The following is a 19,224-nucleotide window of genomic DNA, read 5'->3' as shown; positions in this document are numbered from 1 at the left end:
AGAGGCGAAAACCCACACATCATTCAGTTCGCCTGATTGATCATGCCTGCGCCCACAGTGACGCCGGTGGCCTCGTCGATGAGGATGAACGACCCGGTGGTTCGGTTCTGCGAGTAGGGGTCGCACAGCAAGGGCACGGTGGTGCGCAGCTGGACGCGGCCGATCTCATTCACGCCGAGCTCCTTCGTCTCCTGGTCGCGGTGCAGCGTGTTGACGTCCAAGCGGTACTGGATGTCCTTGACCAGGGCGCGTGCCGTGCGGGTGGTGTGCTTGATGGCCAGCTTCTGCCGCGGCTTGAGCGGGGTGGTGGTCATCCAGCAGATCATCGCGTCGATGTCCTGGGACGGCTGCGGGGCGTTCTTGACGCGGGCGATCATGTCCCCGCGGGACACGTCGACGTCGTCCTCGAGGTGGACGGTCACCGACATCGGCGGGAACGCCTCGGTGACCTCCTTGTCGAAGAGGTCGATCTTGGAGATCTTCGAGGTCATGCCGGATGGCAGGACGACAACCTCGTCACCCGGCTTGAGCACGCCGCCCGCGACCATGCCCGCGTACCCGCGGTAGTCGTGGAACTCGTCGGACTTCGGCCGGACCACGTACTGGACCGGGAACCGGGCGTCGATCAGGTCGCGGTCGGAGGCGACGTGCACGTTCTCGAGGTGGTGCATGAGCGTGGGACCGGAGTACCAGCTCATGTTCTCGGAGCGGTTCACGACGTTGTCGCCGGCCAGCGCCGAGATCGGGATGACCTCGAGATCAGGGATGTTGAGCTTCGTCGCGAACTGCGTGAACTCGTTGTGGATCTTGTCGTAGACCTCCTGGGAGTAGTCCACGAGGTCCATCTTGTTCACGGCCAGCACCAGGTGCGGGACCCGGAGGAGCGACAGGATCACCGCGTGGCGGCGGGACTGCTCGGTCAGACCCTGGCGGGCGTCGACGAGCACGAGGCCGAGGTCGGCGGTGGAGGCGCCGGTGACCATGTTCCGGGTGTACTGCACGTGGCCCGGGGTGTCGGCGATGATGAACTTGCGGTTCGGTGTCGCGAAGTAGCGGTACGCGACGTCGATCGTGATGCCCTGCTCGCGCTCGGAGCGCAGACCGTCGGTCAGGAGGGCGAGGTCGGTGTAGTCGTACCCCTTGGACTTCGAGGTCGACTCGACGGCCTCGAGCTGGTCGGCGAAGATCGACTTCGAGTCGAGGAGGAGCCGCCCGATGAGGGTGGACTTGCCGTCGTCGACGGAGCCCGCGGTGGCGAAGCGGAGCAGGTCCATCTGGGTGCTCTTGACGGTGCTCATCAGAAGTAGCCTTCCTTCTTCCGGTCCTCCATGGCTGCCTCGGAGAACCGGTCGTCGCCACGGGTGGCGCCTCGTTCGGTGAGCGTCGCGATCGAGATCTCGTCGATGATCTCGTCAACGGTGGACGCCGTGGACTCGACGCATCCGGTCAGCGTGATGTCGCCGCAGGTGCGGAACCGCACGGTGCGCTCCTCGACGACCTCGCCCGGGCGCAGGGGGTTGAGCGGGGTCTCGCTCATCAGCATGCCGTCGCGCTCGAACACGCGGCGCTGGTGGGAGAAGTAGATCTGCGGGATCTCGATGCCCTCGCGGCCGATGTAGTCCCAGACGTCCAGCTCGGTCCAGTTCGAGATCGGGAAGATCCGCATGTGCTCGCCGGCGTGCAGGCGGCCGTTGTAGAGGCTCCAGAGCTCGGGGCGCTGGTTCTTCGGGTCCCACTGGCCGAACTCGTCGCGGTGGGAGTAGACGCGCTCCTTGGCGCGGGCCTTCTCCTCGTCGCGGCGGCCACCACCGAAGGCGGCGGTGAAGCCGTTCTCCTCGATGGCGTTGAGCAGGGTGCCGATCTGCAGCCGGTTGCGGCTCGTCTTGCCGTCGTCGACGACGACGCCGTTGGCGATCGCGTCGTCGATGCTGGCGACGACGAGGTTCACGCCGAGGCGGTTCACCCAGTTGTCGCGGGTGGCGAGCACCTCAGGAAAGTCCAGACCCGTGTCGACCTGCAGCACGGGGAACGGGATCTTCGCCGGGTAGAACGCCTTCTCGGCCAGGCGCAGCATGACGATCGAGTCCTTGCCGCCCGAGAACATCAGGACGGGCTTCTCGAACTCCGCAGCGACCTCGCGGAAGATGTGGATCGACTCGGCCTCCAGCTGGTCGAGCTGGCTCAGCCGGTAGTCGGCGTGGGTGTCGGTCATGACGTGCAGGGGACCTCTCGTCGGGACAGCAGCCGTCATCGTAGCCACGGTGGGCGTCGGGCGGCGAAGCGCGCCGCGGAGTGAGTGTGGCGCGACACCTGCGGGTGGGCCGGGTCGCAGCGCGCCAGGACGGCTGAACGCGCCACTGGACCTAGGCTCGCGGCGTGAAGATCGCTGTCGTCGGCCTTGGATACGTCGGCCTCTCGAATGCCGTTGTCCTGGCGCAACACCACGAGGTCCGTGCGGTGGACCTCGACGCGGCGCGGGTGGCGTCGGTCAACCAGCGGAGGTCACCGCTGGAGGACCCTGAGCTCGAGGAGTACCTCGAGCACCGGGAGCTCGACCTCGTCGCGCTCGTCGACGGCCACGCGGCGTACGACGGAGCGGAGCTGGTCGTCGTGGCGACGCCGACCGACTACGACGAGCGGACCAACTACTTCAACACCCGCTCCGTGGAGGCGGTGGTCGCCGACGTGCTCGAGCTCGCTCCGGATGCGACGATCGTCATCAAGTCGACGGTGCCGGTCGGCTTCACCGCCGAGCTGCGCGAGCGGCATCAGGGTGCCGCGATCATCTTCAGCCCCGAGTTCCTGCGCGAGGGCCGGGCGCTGTGGGACAACTTGCACCCCTCGCGGATCGTCGTCGGCGACGAGGGGGAGCGGGGAAAGCTGTTCGCCGACCTGCTGGTGGAGGGAGCCGTGGCGACGGACATCCCGGTGCTGCTCACGGGCTCCACCGAGGCGGAGGCGATCAAGCTCTTCGCCAACACCTACCTGGCGCTGCGCGTCGCCTACTTCAACGAGCTGGACACCTACGCGGCGACGCGCGGTCTCGACAGCGCGCAGATCATCGAGGGCGTCGGGCTCGACCCGCGGATCGGCAGCCACTACAACAACCCGAGCTTCGGGTACGGCGGGTACTGCTTGCCCAAGGACACCAAGCAGCTGCAGGCCAACTACCGAGACGTCCCGCAGAACCTCATCAGCGCGATCGTCGAGGCCAACACCACGCGCAAGGACTTCATCGCCGCCGACATCCTACGGCGCAACCCCCAGACGGTCGGCATCTACCGGCTCATCATGAAGGCGGGCTCCGACAACTTCCGGATGTCGTCGGTGCAGGGCGTGATGAAGCGGCTGAAGGCCAAGGGCATCGAGGTCGTCGTCTACGAACCCGCGCTGGAGGACGAGCTGTTCTTCAACTCCGAGGTGGTGCGGGACCTCGACGAGTTCAAGAAGCGGTCGGACGTGATCGTCGCGAACCGGCGGACCGACGTGCTGGCCGATGTTGCGGACAAGGTCTACACCCGCGACATCTACGGCCGGGACTGAGGAGCAACCGCTGGTTGAGCAGGTGAGCGCCAGCGAGCCGTCGTCGATACCTGCGCAACCAGCGGCTACTGCTTCTGGTCCTGGCGGTCGTGGTACCAAGCGGCCGCGTTGTTGTCGAAGGCGGGGAGGCCGCGGGTCTGGCGGACGAAGCCCCAGGCGAGGGGGCCGAGGAGAAGCAGGCCGGCGCCGATGATGCCGACGACCTCGGGGGAGACGCCGAGCATCTTGAGGCCGGTCAGGCTGAGCACGATGACGATGCCGCGGCGGATGACCGACTGGCTGACCCAGCTGGCCATGCGGGCGCCGAGGAAGGTGCCGGGGGTGCCGCCGAGGATCAGCGGGATCAGCACGGCCCAGTCGACGCCGTTCACGACGACGTGGCCGATGGCCGCAGCCAGCACGAGGGGGACGGCCTGGACGAGGTCGGTGCCGACCAGCTTCAGCGCCGAGAGCGTCGGGTAGAGCAGCAGCAGTGCGACCATGATCAGCGAGCCGGAGCCGACCGACGTGATGCCGACGAGCAGGCCGCCGACGGCGCCGACGAGGAGCGTGGGAACGGGACGGATGCTGGGCTCGCCGGCGGGCGCCTGGTTGCCGGAGGTGACGAGGCGGAGCTGCAGGTACATCCGCAGCGCGTAGCTCGCAGCCGCGAACAGCAGCGCGATGCCGATCGCGGTGACGAGGAAGTCCTCGGCGTCCTCGCCGCCGATCTCCTGCACGATGAAGCCGCCGGCGAGGGCGAACGGCACCGAGCCGACGATGAGGTACGTCGCGAGCTTGAGGTTCGGTGACCCGGTCTTCCAGTGGACCGACGCCCCGACCGTCTTGTTCACCGCCGCAGCGACGAGGTCGTTGGCGACCGCGGCGGTCGGGGGGATGCCGAGGAAGATGAGGGCCGGCGTCATCAAGGCGCCGCCGCCCATCCCGGTCAGCCCGACGACGATGCCGACGCCGAAGCTGACCGCCAGCACGGCGAGGGCAGAGGTGGTGAGAAGGTCGTCCACGGCGCGAAAGCCTAGTGCTGTCATCGTGAAAGGCGGGTTTTGTCGCCGGGCGCGCCGTGAGCGCATGGGAGACTGCGGCCCATGACGAAGCGGGCGCTGATCACCGGCGTTACGGGCCAGGACGGGTCGTACCTCGCCGAGCTGCTGCTCACCAAGGGCTACGAGGTCCACGGGCTCGCGCGGCGTACGTCGTCGGTCAACACCTCTCGCGTCGCGCACCTCGTCGAGGACACCCACCACCCGGACTGCCGGTTCTTCCTCCACCGCGGCGACCTCTCCGACGGCGGCCGGCTGCTGGCGCTGCTGCAGCAGGTGCGGCCCGACGAGGTCTACAACCTGGCGGCGGAGTCGTACGTCGGCGCCAGCTTCGACGAGCCCGAGCACGCCGGTGAGGCGGCCGGCATCGGCGCGGTGCGGCTGCTCGAGGCACTGCGGATGTCGGGCGTCGGCGCACGGTTCTACCAAGCCGGGAGCTCGGAGATGTACGGTGCCGAGCCGCCGCCGCAGAGCGAGACGACGCCGCTGCGGCCGCGCTCGCCCTACGGCGCGGCGAAGGCGTACGCGCACTGGCTGACCACGACCTACCGCGAGAGCTACGGCCTGCACGCCGTCAACGGGATCCTCTTCAACCACGAGTCCCCGCGGCGCGGCGAGGTGTTCGTGACCCGCAAGATCACCCGGGCCGTGGCGCGGATCCAGGCCGGTCTCGACGACTTCGTCTACCTCGGCAACCTCGACGCGGTGCGCGACTGGGGCTACGCGCCGGAGTACGTCGAGGGCATGTGGCGGATGCTGCAGGCCGACGAGCCGGAGGACCTGGTCCTGGCGACCGGGGAGAGTGCGACGGTGCGGGACTTCGTCGTGGCGGCGTTCGACCACGCCGGTCTGGACTGGGAGAAGCACGTGCGCTTCGACGAGCGGTACGTCCGCCCGGTCGAGGTCGACGCGCTGGTCGGCGACGCCAGCCGGGCGGAGTCCCGGATCGGTTGGAAGCCGCAGGTGCGGTTCGCCGAGCTGGTGCGGATCATGGTCGACGCCGACATCGAGGCGCTCCGCCACGAGGGTCGGCACTGGATCGACCGCCCCGAGCTGCCGGCCTGGCAGGGCTGACCGGGTCTGCTCAGAGCTGCACCCCGCCGATGGCGACCCGCCCGCGACCGACGATGCGGACCGGCCCGTCGGCGTCACCGATGAAGACGGTCTGACCGCGGCCGGCGGCGAGCGTCTCGTCCGCCGTCAGCAGCTCGACGTCGCCGTCGAGCACGAGGACCGTCCGCGGACCGGCGGCGGGCGCGGTCACGTCCGGGACGTCGCCCACGGTGAGGGAGAAGTCGGGGACCGGCGGCTCGAGGTGACAGTGGTGTGGCGCTGCGACCGAGGGCAGCCACTGCGGCCCCGGCATCGGCGTGAAATTGGTGACCGACAGCAGCTCCGGGACGTCCATGTGCTTGGGCGTGAGACCGGCGCGGAGCACGTTGTCCGACGACGCCATGATCTCCACGCCGAGCCCGGAGACGTAGGCGTGGATGACGCCCGCGTCGAGGAACATCGCCTCGCCCGGCGCCAGGACGACGTGGTTGAGCAGCAGCGTGACCAGGACGCCCGGGTCGGCGGGGTACTGGTCGATGAGCTTGCCGACCATCGCGAAGACCCGCGTCGCCTCGCGGCTGATCCGTGCCGGGTCGACCCGCACCGGGTTGACGCGCATCTCCTCGCGGTGGCCGCGCTCCTCCGCGTGCTTGGCGGCGCGCTGGATCTCGGCGAGGAGCGCCTCGAGGTCCGGCCCGGTGCGGGCGAGCATCTCGGTGACGATCGCGCGCAGCGTCTGGAACGCCGGCCCCGACTCGAGTCGGTGGGCCACGTCGTCGGCCCAGGGCAGGTCGAGGAGGCGCAGGATCTGTGCGGACTTCTCCGTGTCCCGGAAGCCGGCCATCCCCTCGAACCGGGTGAGCGCATAGATCAGCTCCGGCTTGTGGAAGGCGTCCTTGTAGCTGCGGTGCGCCGCGTCGAGCGGCACGCCGGCCGCATCCTCCCGGGAGAAGCCGATCCGAGCCCGCGAGCTGCTCGGGTGCACCTGCAGCGAGAGCGGCTCGGCGACGGCCAGGACCTTCATGAGGTACGGCAGTCGCGGGCCGAACGTGTCGACGACCGTCCGGCCGAGCAGCTCTTGCGGCGCGGTGGCGATGACGTCGTTGAGCGCGCGGCCGTCGGGGAGGTACGACGGGTCGCCGTCGTGCGCGCCGATCCACAGCTCGGCCTGCGGGTCGCCGGTCGGCTCGGTCCCGAGGAAGCGCGGCAGGTGGGTGCTCGAGCCCCAGGCGTAGTCCCGGATCGCGTTGCGGAGGACGAACATTCAGGCCCGTCCGGTCAGCCGCGGGATGATCACGCGCAGCAGCTCCTCGATCCCGACGGCCGCCTGCTCGGCTGCCTCGGGCCCGCGGCGGTAGGGGTCGGCGACGTCCAGCATGGCGTCGGCCGTGCCGCGACGGTCGCCGACCGCCCTGACGAGCTCGCGGCCGGCGAGCGACGTGTCCGCCGCGCGGACGGCCTCGGCGAACTGCCCGATCGTGAACACCTTCCGGAACGCCGCCGGCTGGTCGTCGAGGATGAACGTGCGGTGCGCCGCTTCGGCCGTGAGGACCAGGTCGGCCTCGTCGACCATCTGCCGGGTCACCGCGCGGCTGGCGAAGTCGCCCACCTCGGCCCCGCGGCCGGCCAGCGTGCCGCCCATGACCTCGTCCATCGGGTGGTCGCGGAACCCGTGCGTGCCGGCGCTGGCGAAGGTCACGCTCGCGTCGGGGCCGGCGAGCTTGCGGGCCACGACCTCCATGAACGGGCTGCGGCAGATGTTGGCGGTGCAGACGAAGAGGACCTTGAGCGGCTGCTCGGCGGGTTTCGCGACAGGCGCTAGCTCGCCTTCCTCAACCAGCCGAGGGTCCCGAGTGGTTGAGGAGCTTGCGTCGGCTGGTTGAGGAGGTTGCGCAGCAACCGTCTCGAAACCTGCCGACAGGTCCAGGTAGCCGGCTTCACGCAGCGCCTCCACGACGTCGGCGAGGGCGTCGTCGATGGTGCGGCCAGTGGTGTCGACGCGGACGTCGGCGTCGGCGGGATCCTCGTAGGGAGAGGAGATCCCGGTGAACTCAGGGATCTCGCCGCGGCGCGCCTTCGCGTAGAGCCCCTTCCGGTCGCGACGCTCGCACTCCTCCAACGGTGTGGCGACGTGGACGAGGAAGAACGCGCCGCCCGCGTCCTCGACCATCGCGCGGACCTGCTGGCGGGTCTCGTCGAACGGCGCGATCGGGCTGCAGACCGCGACCCCGCCGTGCCGGGAGATCTCGGCGGCGACCCAGCCGATGCGGCGGATGTTCGTCTCCCGGTCGGCCTTCGAGAAGGTCAGGCCGGCCGAGAGGTTGCGGCGCACGACGTCGCCGTCGAGGCTCGTGACGGTGCGGGTGCCCTGCTCGAGCAGGCGGTCCATCAGCGCCCTGGCCAGGGTGGACTTGCCGCTGCCGGACAGCCCGGTGAAGAACAGCACGAGGCCCTGGTCGGCCGGCTCCGGGCGGTCGAAGTCGACGATCGCGGCGATCGACGGCGGGTAGGCGTCGTCGGCGGGCTCGGCCAGGGCGTGGACCGGATCGCCGGCGGCGTACGTGTGCGCGACCTGGACGCCGAGCTGGTGGTCGAGCTCGGCGTCGCCGTGGGCGGCGAGCGGCACGGCGACGACGGCCGCGTCCGCGAGCAGGTCGGCTGCGGCGAGGGAAGCTCGGATGAGACCGACCGGGGACAGCGCGGGCGTGCCGGCGCCGACGTACGCGAGCAGGACCGCCGGTCCGAGGGCGCGGAGATCCTCGACCTGGGCCTCGGTGAGGGCGTCGGTGACAGGCACGAAGGTGCGGCCGGCGTACGCCTCGCGCACCTGAGCGGGGGAGAGGTAGTGACGGCGGAACGGGCCGTACTGCACATGGGTCAGTGCCTCGACCTCGCCGCCGGGCACGTTCACCCGGGCGAGCGGCAGGCCCTCAGGATCGACCAGCTCGACGGCACCCGCCTCGGCGGCCGGGGCGGCCACGTCGTCCGGCAGGGTGAGGGTCACGGGGCTGCCCGGCTCGTCGAACCGGCTCAACGGAGCCAGCGCGCCGGTGACCAGCAGCTCCAGGTCGTCGAGCTCGCGCGGGGTGGGGCAGTACTGCGGCGGGTTCGGCACCCGCTCATCCTTGCAAACCGCCGTGGTTGGGTTGGCCGTATGGCTGCTCCTGGTGCTCCCGGTCCTGTCGTCGCTGGACCCGTCGTCGTGGCTGAGGTGGTCCGTTCCGGCTTCGTCGAGGGCCGCCACCACGGGTCGGTCGTCGCGCTGGCTGCCGACGGCACGGTCGAGTGGTCGGTCGGCGACGTGACCTCGCCCGTGCTGCCCCGGTCCTGCAACAAGCCGGTCCAAGCGCTGGCGATGGTGCGGCACGGGCTCGACCTGCCCTCGGACCTCCTGGCGCTCGGCTGCGGGTCGCACTCGGGCGAGCAGCTGCACGTGGACGGCGTACGCCGGATTCTCGCGACCGTCGGCCTCGACGAGGCGGCGCTGCAGACGCCGGAGGACTACCCGCTGGACGAGGAGGTGCGCCTCGCGCACGTCCGAGCGGGTGGGCAACGGACGCGGATCCACATGAACTGCTCGGGCAAGCACGCGGCGATGCTCGCTACCTGCGTGCTCAACGGCTGGGACCTCGGCACGTACCTCGACCCCGGCCACCCGCTGCAGAAGGCGATCACCGAGACGTTCGTCGAGCTGACCGGCGAGCCGATCGCTGTCGCGGCCACCGACGGCTGCGGCGCGCCGCTGCTGTCGACGTCGCTGACAGGTCTGGCGCGGGCGTTCCGGGCGCTCGCCGTCGCGACCGATGGCCCGGAGGGGCGGGTCGCCGACGCCATTCGCCGGCACCCCGAGATGGTCTCCGGCACGACTCGCGACGAGCGCGACGTCCTCGCCGCGATTCCGGGCGCGGTCGGGAAGATGGGCGCCGAGGCGTGCCACGCGCTGGCCCTGCCCGACGGGTCGGCGTTCGCGCTCAAGATCGACGACGGCGCCGACCGCGCTCGCCGCGTGGTGCTGGCGGCCGCCCTAGAACGGGCTGGGGTCGCGGACGACGTCGTGCGCCGGACCGGTCGGGTCGAGCTGCACGGCGGTGGGCGGGTCGTGGGAGCTGTCCGGGCAGCGATCTGAAGCCTGCAAGCCCCAGCAAGCGGCGTACTTTCTCATCTTTGTGGGCCCACTCACGCCGCTAGCACTTGCAAGCGCTAGCAGGAGCAAGCACTATGGGGACATGGCCAAGGGAAAAGTGGGGACCGCAGTCGGGTCTCTCGGGGACTACCTGCGGGAGCAGCGCACCGCCGCGTCGCTCTCGCTCCGCCAGCTCGCCGAGCAGGCGGGTGTCTCCAATCCCTACCTCAGCCAGATCGAGCGGGGGCTCCGCAAGCCTTCGGCCGAGGTGCTGCAGCAGATCGCCAAGGCGTTGCGCATCTCCGCGGAGCAGCTCTACGTCCGCGCCGGCATCGTCAGCCCGGAGGACGGGATCGGGAGCTCCGTCGAGCTCGCGGTCCTGAACGACGCGCGGCTGACCGAGCGGCAGAAGCAGTCCCTGCTCGACATCCACGCCTCGTTCCTGGCCCTCAACGCCGGTCAGCCCCAGGCCGATCCAGCGTTGCCCGACACCCAGGACTGACCCCCACCGAAGGAGAGAACGACATGGCGAAGACCACGTTCGACATCAAGACCCTGGACATCAGGGGTCTGGCCGACAAGACGCTGGCCGACATCGAGATCCCCGCGGCCGCGAAGCGCCCGCTCTACGCCGGCGTCGGCGCCACCGACCTCGTCGTCGGCTACGTCCGCGACTACGCGGCCGACGTGCAGAAGCGGTTCGCCGCGACCCAGGAGACCGTGCAGAAGTCGGTCGCCGACCTCGACCTCGAGCCGAAGGCGCTGCGCGACCAGGCGCTCGTCGCCGTCAACGCCCGCTTCGAGGCGCTCTCGAAGGACGCCAAGGCCCGCCGCGCCGCCGTCGAGGCCCGCGTCGCCGAGCTGCAGGGCGAGGCCCGCGCGCTGCCGACCCGGCTGCAGAAGACCGTCGACGAGAACGTCGTGATCGTCTCCGACACCTACGCCGACCTCGCGAAGCGCGGCGAGCAGCTGCTCGCGCGGATCCGCCGTCAGGAGGAGACGCAGGCGACCGCCGCCGCGGCCAAGACGACCGTCAGCAAGGCGAAGACCACGCAGACGCAGACCGCCAAGGCGACCAAATCGACCGCTCGCAAGACTACGAACACCGCCAAGCGGACCGTGAAGAAGACGACCGCCGCCCCCAAGAGCAGTGCCAAGGCCACCGGAACCGCCGCCAAGAAGACCGCCACCTCGGCTTCCAAGGCGACGACCGCCGCCGCCAAGAAGGTCGGGGACTGAAGAGTCCCGCAGGACGGCGAGCTTGGCCTTGACGGTCAGCTGAGCCTCTTCTGAACCGAAGGCCCCGGACCGGATGGTCCGGGGCCTTCGTCGTCTCTGTGCCTTTATCGGTTGCGGACCTGCGCTGGTGCGGGGGTCTCGTCGACGCTCGCTCGCGCTTGCTGCTCAACCAGCGGTGGTGCCGGGTGCGAGAGGGTGGGCCCGTGCGAGCCGTCGTCCAGCGCGTCCTGTCCGCGAGCGTCACCGTCGACGGCGAGACCGTCGGAGCGATCGGCGAGCCGGGACTGCTCGTCTACCTGGGCGTCACGCACGGCGACGGGCCGGATGACGTGGGCTGGATCGCGCGCAAGATCTGGGACGTCCGGCTGCTGCGGGACGAGCGGTCGGCCAGCGACGTCGGTGCGCCGGTGCTGGTGGTCAGCCAGTTCACCCTGTACGGCGATGCCCGAAAGGGTCGGCGCCCCACGTGGCAGGCCGCGGCGCCCGGCCCGGTCAGCGAGCCGACGTACGACGCGCTGTGTGCGGAGCTCGAGCGGCTCGGCGCTCGCGTGGAGCGGGGGCGGTTCGGCGCGGACATGCGGGTCGCGTCGGTCAACGACGGGCCGATCACCTTGATCCTGGACACCGCTGAGCGGTGACTCCGTCCCGGCCGGGCCGGAGTGCGTGAGGTGAGCAAGCCGGCCGGATAGGCTGGTGCGGTGATGGACATCTTCGCCGTGCAGAGCTACGTGATGCTGCTCGTGATGTTCGTGCTGCTTGCGGTGAAGATCTTCGCGTTCGTCAACAGCTTGCTGCACAGCGCCGAGGAGTACGAAGCGGCCGGCAAGCTGACCAAGCCGGCGTGGTGCCTGATCCTCGGCATCGGGCTCGTCGTGCAGCTGCTGCCGGTCGGGCTGCTGCTGAACCTCGCGTTCACGATCGCGGCTTTCGTCTACCTGGCCGACGTGCGCCCCGCGCTGCTCAGCCTGCGACGACGCTAAAGATCTCCTCAAGGACCAGCCCGCGGCATCCGTCCGTCGCTAGCCTCCACGGACCGCCGGACGTCGGCGGGTGACGGGGGGACCGAATGATCGGCGAGCGGGACACGCGGCCCTGGGGGACCTGGCAGGTCCTCGACGAGGGCGACGGGTTCAAGGTCAAGCGCATCACCGTGCGGCCGCAGTCGCGGCTGTCGTACCAGACCCACGAGCACCGCGCCGAGCACTGGGCGGTCGTCGCCGGCAGAGCCACCTGCGTCGTCGACGGGCGGGTCGTGCTGGCCGGGCCGGGCGACTCGGTCGACGTCGCGATCGGGCAGCCGCACCGCATCACGAACCTCGAGGACGAGGACCTGGTGCTCATCGAGGTCCAGATGGGCCGCTACACCGGCGAGGACGACATCTGCCGGCTCGAGGACGACTACGGGCGGCTGTCGGCCTGAGCCGTCTCGCCGCGGACGTACCGTTCGAGCGCGGTCATCGCGTCCTCGGGCTCGAAGCCGGTCGCACGGAGCTTCGCCAGGTCGAGCACGCTGTGGAGCGGCCGTGGGGCGAGCTGCTTGCCCTGACCGTATTCCTTGGCGTACGCCGCGGTGCTGGTCGGCGTCACGTCCGACTCGTCGCGCCCGGCGAGCCGAAAGACGGCCCGCGCGACGTCGTACCAGCTGGTCGGCTCGCCACCGTTGGTGACGTTGTAGATGCCGTACGGCGCCTTGCCGTCGAGCAGGTGGCTGGTCGCGCGGACCAGCTCGTCGGTGAACGTCAGCCGGCCCACCTGGTCGTCGACGACGGCCGGCGAGACGCCGTCGGCAGCGAGCCGCTGCATCGTGCGGACGAAGTTGGCGCCGTCGCCGACCACCCACGACGTGCGCAGCACGTAGTGGCGAGGAGCGGTGCCCACCGCGAGGTCGCCGGCCGCCTTGGACTGGGCGTAGACGCCGAGCGGCGACAGCGCCTCGTCCTCGGTGTGGCCGTCGGGGCCGGCCGCCGTGCCGTCGAAGACGTAGTCGGAGCTGTAGTGCACGAGCGTGAACCCGTGCTCACCCGCGAGCCTGGCGAGCGTCGCCGGGCCGCTGGCGTTCGCCGCCCACGCCGCACGTCGGCCCTCGGGAGTCTCGGCGGCATCGACCGCCGTGTAGGCGGCGGCGTTGAGGACCGTGTCGTACTCGTGCCAGGGCCACGCCTCGACCGCGGCGGCATCGGTCAGGTCGAGCTCGTCCCGATCGACCGGCACGGCCGCCGGGAAGGTCGAGCAGAGTGCCCGGCCGAGCTGCCCGCCCGCGCCGACGACCAGCGTCCTGCGCGGGGCCATCGGGACGACGTCGTCGAGGGAGGGGTTGCCGAGGTCCTTCGCGGAGATCTCGGACTCCTCCAGCGGGATCGGCCAGGGGATCGCCGCCGTCGGATCGCCGAGGTGGAGGGCCGGGTAGGTGAAGCCAGGTCGCCAGTGATCGTTGACCAGGTAGCTGTAGACGGTGCCGTCCTCGAGCGTCTGGTAAGAGTTCCCGACGCCCCGCGGGACGAAGACGGCGACGGCAGCCTCGATCTCGATGTGGAAGGTCATGCCGAACGACGGGCCCTCCCGCATGTCCACCCACGCGCCGAAGACCCGCCCGGCCGCGACCGAGACGAACTTGTCCCACGGCTCCGCGTGAATGCCTCGGGTGGCGCCCCGGCGGGTGTTGAACGACATGTTGTTCTGCACCGGACCGAAGTCGGGAAGGCCCAGGTCGGTCATCTTCGCGCGCTGCCAGTTCTCCTTGAACCAGCCGCGGGAGTCCTCGTGGACGTCGAGGCGGACGACGAGCAGGCCGGGGATCTGGGTCTCGATGAGCTCGACCACCAGCAGGTCACTGACCCTTCGCGGCGTACGCCGCCTCGATAGCCGCCTTGTGCGGCCGCCACCAGTCCTGGTGCTCGACGTACCACTCGATGGTGCGGCCGAGCCCCTCCGCGAAGTCGGCGTACTGCGGCTTCCACCCCAGCTCGGTCCGCAGCTTGGTCGAGTCGATCGCGTAGCGCAGGTCGTGCCCGGCTCGGTCGGTCACGTGCTCGAAATCGTCCTCGTCGCGGCCGAAGTGGGCGAGGATCATGCGCACGACCTCGAGGTTGTTCTTCTCCCCATCTGCACCGATCAGGTAGGTGTCGCCGATCCGCCCGTCGTTGGCGATCGTCCAGACTGCGGACGAGTGGTCGTCGGCATGGATCCAGTCGCGGACGTTCAGCCCGGCGCCGTACAGCTTGGGACGCCCGCCGTCGATGACGTTGGTGACCTGGCGGGGGATGAACTTCTCGACGTGCTGCCACGGACCGTAGTTGTTCGAGCAGTTCGAGATCGTCGCCTGCACGCCGAAGCTGCGGACCCAGGCGCGGACGAGCAGGTCGGAGCCGGCCTTCGTCGAGCTGTAGGGGCTGCTCGGGTTGTACGGGGTGGTCTCGGTGAAGCGCTCGGGGTCATCGAGCTCCAGGTCGCCGTACACCTCGTCGGTCGAGACGTGGTGGAAGCGGGCGCCGTGCTTGCGAGCTGCCTCGAGAAGCGCGAACGTCCCCAGGACGTTCGTCCGGACGAACGGCTCGGGGTCGGACAGCGAGTTGTCGTTGTGCGACTCGGCGGCGAAGTGCACGACGAGGTCGTTCTCCGCGACGAGCGGGTCGACGACGGCGGCGTCGGCGATGTCGCCGACGACCAGGGCGACCCGATCTTCCGGCAGGCCGGCGATCGACTCCCGGCTGGCGGCGTACGTCAACTTGTCCAGGACGGTCACCGTGGCGTCGGTGTGGTCGACGAGGTGGTGCACGAAGTTGCTTCCGATGAAGCCGGCACCGCCGGTGACCAGGACGCGTCGCATGGTTCGCGAGTGTAAAGGCAGCACTAGGGTCGGCCCCATGCGCGGCATCATCCTCGCCGGTGGCACCGGCTCCCGGCTGCACCCGATCACTCTCGGCATCAGCAAGCAGCTCGCACCGATCTACGACAAGCCGATGATCTACTACCCGCTCTCGACGCTGATGCTCGCCGGCATCCGGGACGTCCTCATCATCACGACGCCCCATGAAGCGGAGCAGTTCCGCCGTCTCCTCGGCGACGGCAGCCAGTTCGGCATCTCCATCGCCTGGGCAGTGCAGCCCTCACCGGACGGGCTCGCACAGGCGTTCCAGATCGGCGCGGAGCACATCGGAGACGACAGGGTGGGCCTCGTCCTCGGTGACAACATCTTCTACGGCGCGGGACTCGGCACCCGGCTGCGCCGGTTCGCCGACCTCGACGGCGCGGCCGTCTTCGGCTACCGCGTCGCGGACCCGACGTCGTACGGCGTGGTCGAGTTCGACGACCAGATGCGCGCCGTCTCCTTGGAGGAGAAGCCGGAGCGCCCCCGTAGCCCGTACGCGGTCCCGGGCCTCTACTTCTACGACAACGACGTGGTCGGGCTCGCCGCGGATCTCGAGCCATCCGCGCGCGGCGAACTGGAGATCACCGACCTCAACCGCATCTACATGGACCAGGGTCGACTGCAGGTGGAGATCCTTCCTCGGGGAAGCGCCTGGCTCGACACCGGCACGTTCGACGACATGAACGACGCGAGCAACTTCGTGCGCGCGATCGAGCACCGGCAGGGGACGAAGATCGGTGCGCCCGAGGAGGTGGCCTGGCGGATGGGCTACATGGACGACGACGGCCTGCGCGCCCGGGCCGAGCTGTTGGTCAAGAGTGGCTACGGCCGATACCTGCTCGGGCTGCTCGAACCCTGACCGGCGCGACTGAGTCGTTCGAGGCGGCGTCCCCTTAGGATGCCGTGACGCTGCACCCTGACCAGGAGGACTTCGTGGAGCTGCGGGACTATGCACGGATCCTGCGACGGCGGTGGGCGCTCATCGTCGTCGTGACCGCCCTGGTGCTGGGCGGTGCCGCGCTGTTCACGTTCACCGCCACACCGCAGTACGCCTCCTCGACGAGCCTCTACGTGAGCACCTCGGAGGCGGAGTCCACCTCCGAGTCGTACCAGGGCGGGCTGCTGTCGCAGCAGAAGATGGCCTCCTTCGCCAAGCTGGCCACCACGCGCCGACTGGCCGAGACGGTTGCGGCGGACCTCGGAGACGTCGATGCGGAGGAACTGCCGGAGAAGGTGTCAGCCGAGGTGGAGCCGGAGACGGTCTACCTGACCCTCACGGTCACTGACCCCGACCCCGCTCAAGCCCGCCGGCTGGCTCAGACCTATGCCGAGGCGATGACCGACCTGGTCCGCGAGGTCGAGACGCCCGATGGCGAGGCCGTCGCGCCGGTCAGTGCCACCATCGTCGACTCGGCCTCGGAGCCGGACGGCCCCGTCTCGCCGCAGCCGGTCCGGAACCTCGGCCTCGGCCTGGTCCTGGGCCTGCTCCTCGGCGTCGGCCTGGCCGTGCTGCGCGAGGTGCTCGACACCAGCATCTCCAGCCTCGACGACCTCGACGCCGCGACCGACGCGCCGCTGCTCGGGACGATCGCCTACGACGCGTCTGCCCGCACGCGCCCGCTCATCACGACGCTGGACTCGCACGCCCCGCGCGTGGAGGCGTTCCGCGTGCTCCGCACGAACCTGCAGTTCGTCGACGTGGACGTCGCCAGCAAGATCTTCGTCGTCACCTCAGCGCTTCCCGGGGAGGGCAAGACCACCACCTCGGTCAACCTCGCCGTGACCCTCGCGCAGGCCGGCACCAAGACGCTGCTCGTGGAGTCCGACCTGCGCCGGCCCAAGGCGTCGGGCCTGCTCGACATCGATCACGCGGTCGGCGTGACGACGTTGCTGGTCGGCAAGGTGGCGCTCGACGATGTGATCGTGCGGCACGACGAGACCGGGCTCGACGTGCTGCCCAGCGGTGCCATCCCGCCCAACCCGGCCGAGCTGCTGCAGTCGCGAGCGATGAACGACCTGCTCGCCGAGCTCCGCAACCGCTACGACGTGGTCGTGATCGACGCGCCGCCGCTGCTTCCCGTCACCGACGCCGCACTGCTCGCCTCGCAGGCCGACGGTGCGCTGCTCGTCGTGCGCCACGGCAAGACCAGCAGGGACCAGCTGAGCCAGGCCGTCGAGCGGCTTGCCGCTGTCGACGCACAGCCGGTCGGCACGGTGCTCAACATGACGCCGTCGAAAACCCGAGGCGGCTACGGCTACGGGTACGGGTACGGGTACGGCTACGCGCCCGAACTGCCGACCCAGGCGCCCAGGCCGAAGCGGGGTCGCCGAGCCAAGGGCGACGACGCCTGACGCTTCGCTGGCTGGGCAGGCGGGCTATTGCGAGCCGTCGTCGAGATGTCCATGACACGAGCGCTATCAGGTACATCACCGCGGTTCGACGACGCTCAACCAGCGCGGGCGGCTCGCTGCGCGGCCAGCGACGCGGGCGGTCGACCCTAGTAGGCCCCGCGGGAGCCGAAGACGGCGCTGAAGGTCTTCAGCAGGATCGACAGGTCCTGCATCATCGACCAGTTGTCGACGTAGTAGAGGTCGAGGCGGACCGCTTCGGACCAGGACAGGTCCGAGCGACCGGAGACCTGCCACAGTCCGGTCATCCCCGGGCGGACGCGGAGGCGCCGTGCGGTGTCGCGCTCGTAGCGCGCGACCTCGAGCGGCAGGGGCGGGCGCGGACCGACCAGGCTCATCTCTCCGCGCAGGACATTGAAGAGCTGGGGCAGCTCGTCGAGCGACAGGCGGCGGAGCCAGCGGCCCGGCTTGGTGACCCGCGGGTCGTCCTTCATCTTGAACAGGCCCGCCTCGTAGCCCTGCTGCGCGTGCAGGTCCTTGAGCCGCTGCTCCGCGTCGACGACCATCGTGCGGAACTTCAAGCAGGGGAACTGCCGACCGTCCTGTCCCACCCGCGTCTGCTTGAAGAGCACCGGACCTCGGTCGTGGAGCTTGATCTGCAGAGCGGCCAGGACGAAGAGCGGACTGAAGGCGACGATCAGGCCAGCGGAGCCGACGACGTCGAAGAGCCGCTTTCCCCACCGGGAGGCGTCGGTCGCGCGCGGGGGGTCGATGTGCATGAGCGGCAAGCCACCCACCGGCCGCACCCGGATCCGCTCGCTGGAGACGTCGGTGACACTCGGCGCGACGACCAGCTGGACGCGCTCGTGCTCGAGGTCCCAGGCCAGCCGGCGCATCTGCGTGGCGGACGCGAGGGCCCCGCCGGCGATGAACACGACGTCAGCGCCGGACTCCAGCACCACCGACGTGATGTCGTCGGAGTTCCCGAGCACCGGGATGCCCGCTCGAGTCTCCTCCTCGAGGTAGTGCGAGGGGGTGACGGCCCCGACCACGCGGTAACCCAACCATCGTTCGCGGCCGAGGACGGCGGCGATCTCGTCGACGTGCGCGGGCGAGCCGGCGATGAGCACGCGGTGCAGCAGCGAGCCACGGCGGCGGGCCTGGTGCAGCGCCGAGCGGATCGCCAGCCGGCCGGCTATGAGGGTCGGGATGCCGATGGCGAAGGCCAAGAAGTAGAACCCGCGGGACAGCGGGTAGTCGGCGAAGAAGCACCCCACCCCGACGAGGGCGGCGGCCACCATGGAGCCGTTGAAGATCCGCTTGAGCTCGTCGGTGCCGGCACCGAACACGCTCGTGTTGTAGGCGCCGGCGACGACCAGCGTCAACATCCAGCCGAACACGATCAGGGGGCCGGCGGTGCTGACGTTCTCCGAGACGTCCGCCGGGCTGGGAAAGACGCCGAATGTCTTGCGACCCACGACTGCCAGGAGAACCGCTCCGACAACGAAGATGAGGTCGAGCGCGAAGGCCGACGCGGGCAGGAAGCGCAACGACCGCGACGGTGAGCCCGAGTGCAGGCGCGAGCCCGCGGACAGAACGGTCATACGGCGCCTATCGAGTCCCATGTGAGCGGGGTGGCGTCGTCGCCACCGAAAGCGGGCCGTCCTCAGTGTCGCGCCGGCCCGGGCACCAATGTAAAGGCAGATGCGCGGGGGCTCCCAATGGTCGTCTCAGAAGGGCAGGTTCCCGAGCGGCCCGCCCGCGAGCCGACGGCCGGGTCAGGGCGTCGGGACGTCGAGCGTGGTGAGGTAGTGGTCGAAGGCACCCGGTGCCTCGGATGCACTCCCAGGAGCTCGCACCACGACTCGTACGTGTCGCCCGCTGCTCCTCGGCGAGGCCGCTCATGACCGTCATAGCGCTTCTCATGCCTGCTGGGCCGACGATGCTGTGCCGCTCGACGCCTCCAGCGAAAACATCGGACGACGAAACGGTGACCTTCGCCTTTCCGG

Annotated in this window: 18 protein-coding genes; 10 read left to right on the top strand and 8 right to left on the bottom strand. The window is 70.0% G+C overall.

Going from position 1 to position 19,224, the window contains the following annotated elements; translation table 11 throughout:
- Nucleotides 1-23: 23 nt before the first annotated feature.
- Together cysN and cysD are read right to left on the bottom strand one after the other, a co-directional pair.
- The gene (cysN, locus tag H7344_RS18610; protein WP_229707217.1) at nt 24-1,298 is read right to left on the bottom strand and encodes a sulfate adenylyltransferase subunit CysN; all 1,275 of its coding nucleotides are present in this window, start codon (nt 1,296-1,298) and stop codon (nt 24-26) included.
- Complete coding sequence (cysD, locus tag H7344_RS18605; RefSeq protein ID WP_186347483.1) at nt 1,298-2,212, bottom strand: sulfate adenylyltransferase subunit CysD; 915 nt, start codon at nt 2,210-2,212, stop codon at nt 1,298-1,300. The genes cysN and cysD overlap by 1 nt, the downstream gene beginning before the upstream one ends.
- 164 nt (nt 2,213-2,376) lie before the next feature.
- Here cysD and H7344_RS18600 point away from each other — a divergent pair, with 164 nt between their 5' ends.
- Nucleotides 2,377-3,543 carry a nucleotide sugar dehydrogenase gene (locus tag H7344_RS18600; protein ID WP_186347482.1) on the top strand — a complete coding sequence of 389 codons (1,167 nt, stop codon included), beginning with the start codon at nt 2,377-2,379 and terminating at the stop codon, nt 3,541-3,543.
- 65 nt (nt 3,544-3,608) lie between these two features.
- Here H7344_RS18600 and H7344_RS18595 read toward each other — a convergent pair whose 3' ends face one another.
- On the bottom strand, nt 3,609-4,547 hold the full coding sequence (locus H7344_RS18595) for a sulfite exporter TauE/SafE family protein (RefSeq protein WP_186347481.1): 939 nt from the start codon (nt 4,545-4,547) through the stop codon (nt 3,609-3,611).
- Between the two features lie 81 nt (nt 4,548-4,628).
- Between H7344_RS18595 and gmd the strand changes: the two genes are divergently transcribed.
- Nucleotides 4,629-5,657 (top strand): GDP-mannose 4,6-dehydratase, encoded by a 1,029-nt coding sequence (gmd, locus tag H7344_RS18590; protein WP_186347480.1) that lies wholly within the window; start codon nt 4,629-4,631, stop codon nt 5,655-5,657.
- 10 nt (nt 5,658-5,667) lie between these two features.
- Here gmd and manA read toward each other — a convergent pair whose 3' ends face one another.
- Together manA and cysC are read right to left on the bottom strand one after the other, a co-directional pair.
- Entirely contained in the window at nt 5,668-6,900 is a 1,233-nt protein-coding gene (gene manA, locus H7344_RS18585) for a mannose-6-phosphate isomerase, class I (RefSeq protein ID WP_186347479.1), read from the bottom strand.
- The gene (cysC, locus tag H7344_RS18580; RefSeq protein WP_186347478.1) at nt 6,901-8,751 is read right to left on the bottom strand and encodes an adenylyl-sulfate kinase; all 1,851 of its coding nucleotides are present in this window, start codon (nt 8,749-8,751) and stop codon (nt 6,901-6,903) included.
- An 87-nt stretch (nt 8,752-8,838) separates the two neighbouring features.
- On the opposite strand from cysC, the gene H7344_RS18575 reads away from it, so the two are divergent.
- The 6 genes from H7344_RS18575 (at nt 8,839) to H7344_RS18550 (ending at nt 12,418) form a co-directional block, all read left to right on the top strand.
- The gene (locus tag H7344_RS18575) at nt 8,839-9,762 is read left to right on the top strand and encodes an asparaginase (protein WP_229707216.1); all 924 of its coding nucleotides are present in this window, start codon (nt 8,839-8,841) and stop codon (nt 9,760-9,762) included.
- Nucleotides 9,763-9,862: 100 nt separating this feature from the next.
- Nucleotides 9,863-10,261: a helix-turn-helix domain-containing protein gene (locus H7344_RS18570; protein WP_186347476.1), complete on the top strand. Its 399-nt coding sequence runs from the start codon at nt 9,863-9,865 to the stop codon at nt 10,259-10,261.
- A 23-nt stretch (nt 10,262-10,284) separates the two neighbouring features.
- The gene (locus tag H7344_RS18565; RefSeq protein WP_186347475.1) at nt 10,285-10,998 is read left to right on the top strand and encodes a hypothetical protein; all 714 of its coding nucleotides are present in this window, start codon (nt 10,285-10,287) and stop codon (nt 10,996-10,998) included.
- A 203-nt stretch (nt 10,999-11,201) separates the two neighbouring features.
- Complete coding sequence (dtd, locus tag H7344_RS18560) at nt 11,202-11,636, top strand: D-aminoacyl-tRNA deacylase (RefSeq protein ID WP_186347474.1); 435 nt, start codon at nt 11,202-11,204, stop codon at nt 11,634-11,636.
- Between the two features lie 63 nt (nt 11,637-11,699).
- Nucleotides 11,700-11,978, top strand: coding sequence for a DUF2516 family protein (locus H7344_RS18555; protein ID WP_186347473.1), 279 nt, complete (start codon nt 11,700-11,702; stop codon nt 11,976-11,978).
- An 86-nt stretch (nt 11,979-12,064) separates the two neighbouring features.
- Nucleotides 12,065-12,418, top strand: coding sequence for a phosphomannose isomerase type II C-terminal cupin domain (locus H7344_RS18550; protein WP_186347472.1), 354 nt, complete (start codon nt 12,065-12,067; stop codon nt 12,416-12,418).
- Here H7344_RS18550 and H7344_RS18545 read toward each other — a convergent pair.
- Both H7344_RS18545 and rfbB read right to left on the bottom strand, forming a co-directional pair.
- The gene (locus H7344_RS18545; RefSeq protein ID WP_444544118.1) at nt 12,397-13,818 is read right to left on the bottom strand and encodes a sugar nucleotide-binding protein; all 1,422 of its coding nucleotides are present in this window, start codon (nt 13,816-13,818) and stop codon (nt 12,397-12,399) included. The genes H7344_RS18550 and H7344_RS18545 overlap by 22 nt on opposite strands.
- Nucleotides 13,819-13,825: 7 nt before the next feature.
- Nucleotides 13,826-14,824, bottom strand: coding sequence for a dTDP-glucose 4,6-dehydratase (gene rfbB, locus H7344_RS18540; protein ID WP_186347471.1), 999 nt, complete (start codon nt 14,822-14,824; stop codon nt 13,826-13,828).
- 37 nt (nt 14,825-14,861) lie between these two features.
- Between rfbB and rfbA the strand changes: the two genes are divergently transcribed.
- Both rfbA and H7344_RS18530 read left to right on the top strand, forming a co-directional pair.
- Nucleotides 14,862-15,725, top strand: coding sequence for a glucose-1-phosphate thymidylyltransferase RfbA (gene rfbA / locus H7344_RS18535; RefSeq protein WP_186347470.1), 864 nt, complete (start codon nt 14,862-14,864; stop codon nt 15,723-15,725).
- 44 nt (nt 15,726-15,769) lie between these two features.
- Complete coding sequence (locus H7344_RS18530; protein ID WP_229707215.1) at nt 15,770-17,218, top strand: polysaccharide biosynthesis tyrosine autokinase; 1,449 nt, start codon at nt 15,770-15,772, stop codon at nt 17,216-17,218.
- A 146-nt stretch (nt 17,219-17,364) separates the two neighbouring features.
- On the opposite strand, the gene H7344_RS18525 is transcribed toward H7344_RS18530, so the two are convergent.
- Entirely contained in the window at nt 17,365-18,819 is a 1,455-nt protein-coding gene (locus H7344_RS18525; protein ID WP_260989697.1) for a sugar transferase, read from the bottom strand.
- Nucleotides 18,820-19,224: the final 405 nt, after the last annotated feature.

Source organism: Nocardioides deserti (assembly GCF_014266025.1).
Classification (GTDB): Bacteria; Actinomycetota; Actinomycetes; order Propionibacteriales; family Nocardioidaceae; genus Nocardioides; species Nocardioides deserti.
The sequence above is the reverse complement of the archived record's forward strand: the minus strand, read 5'-3'. Positions and strand labels throughout refer to the sequence as shown.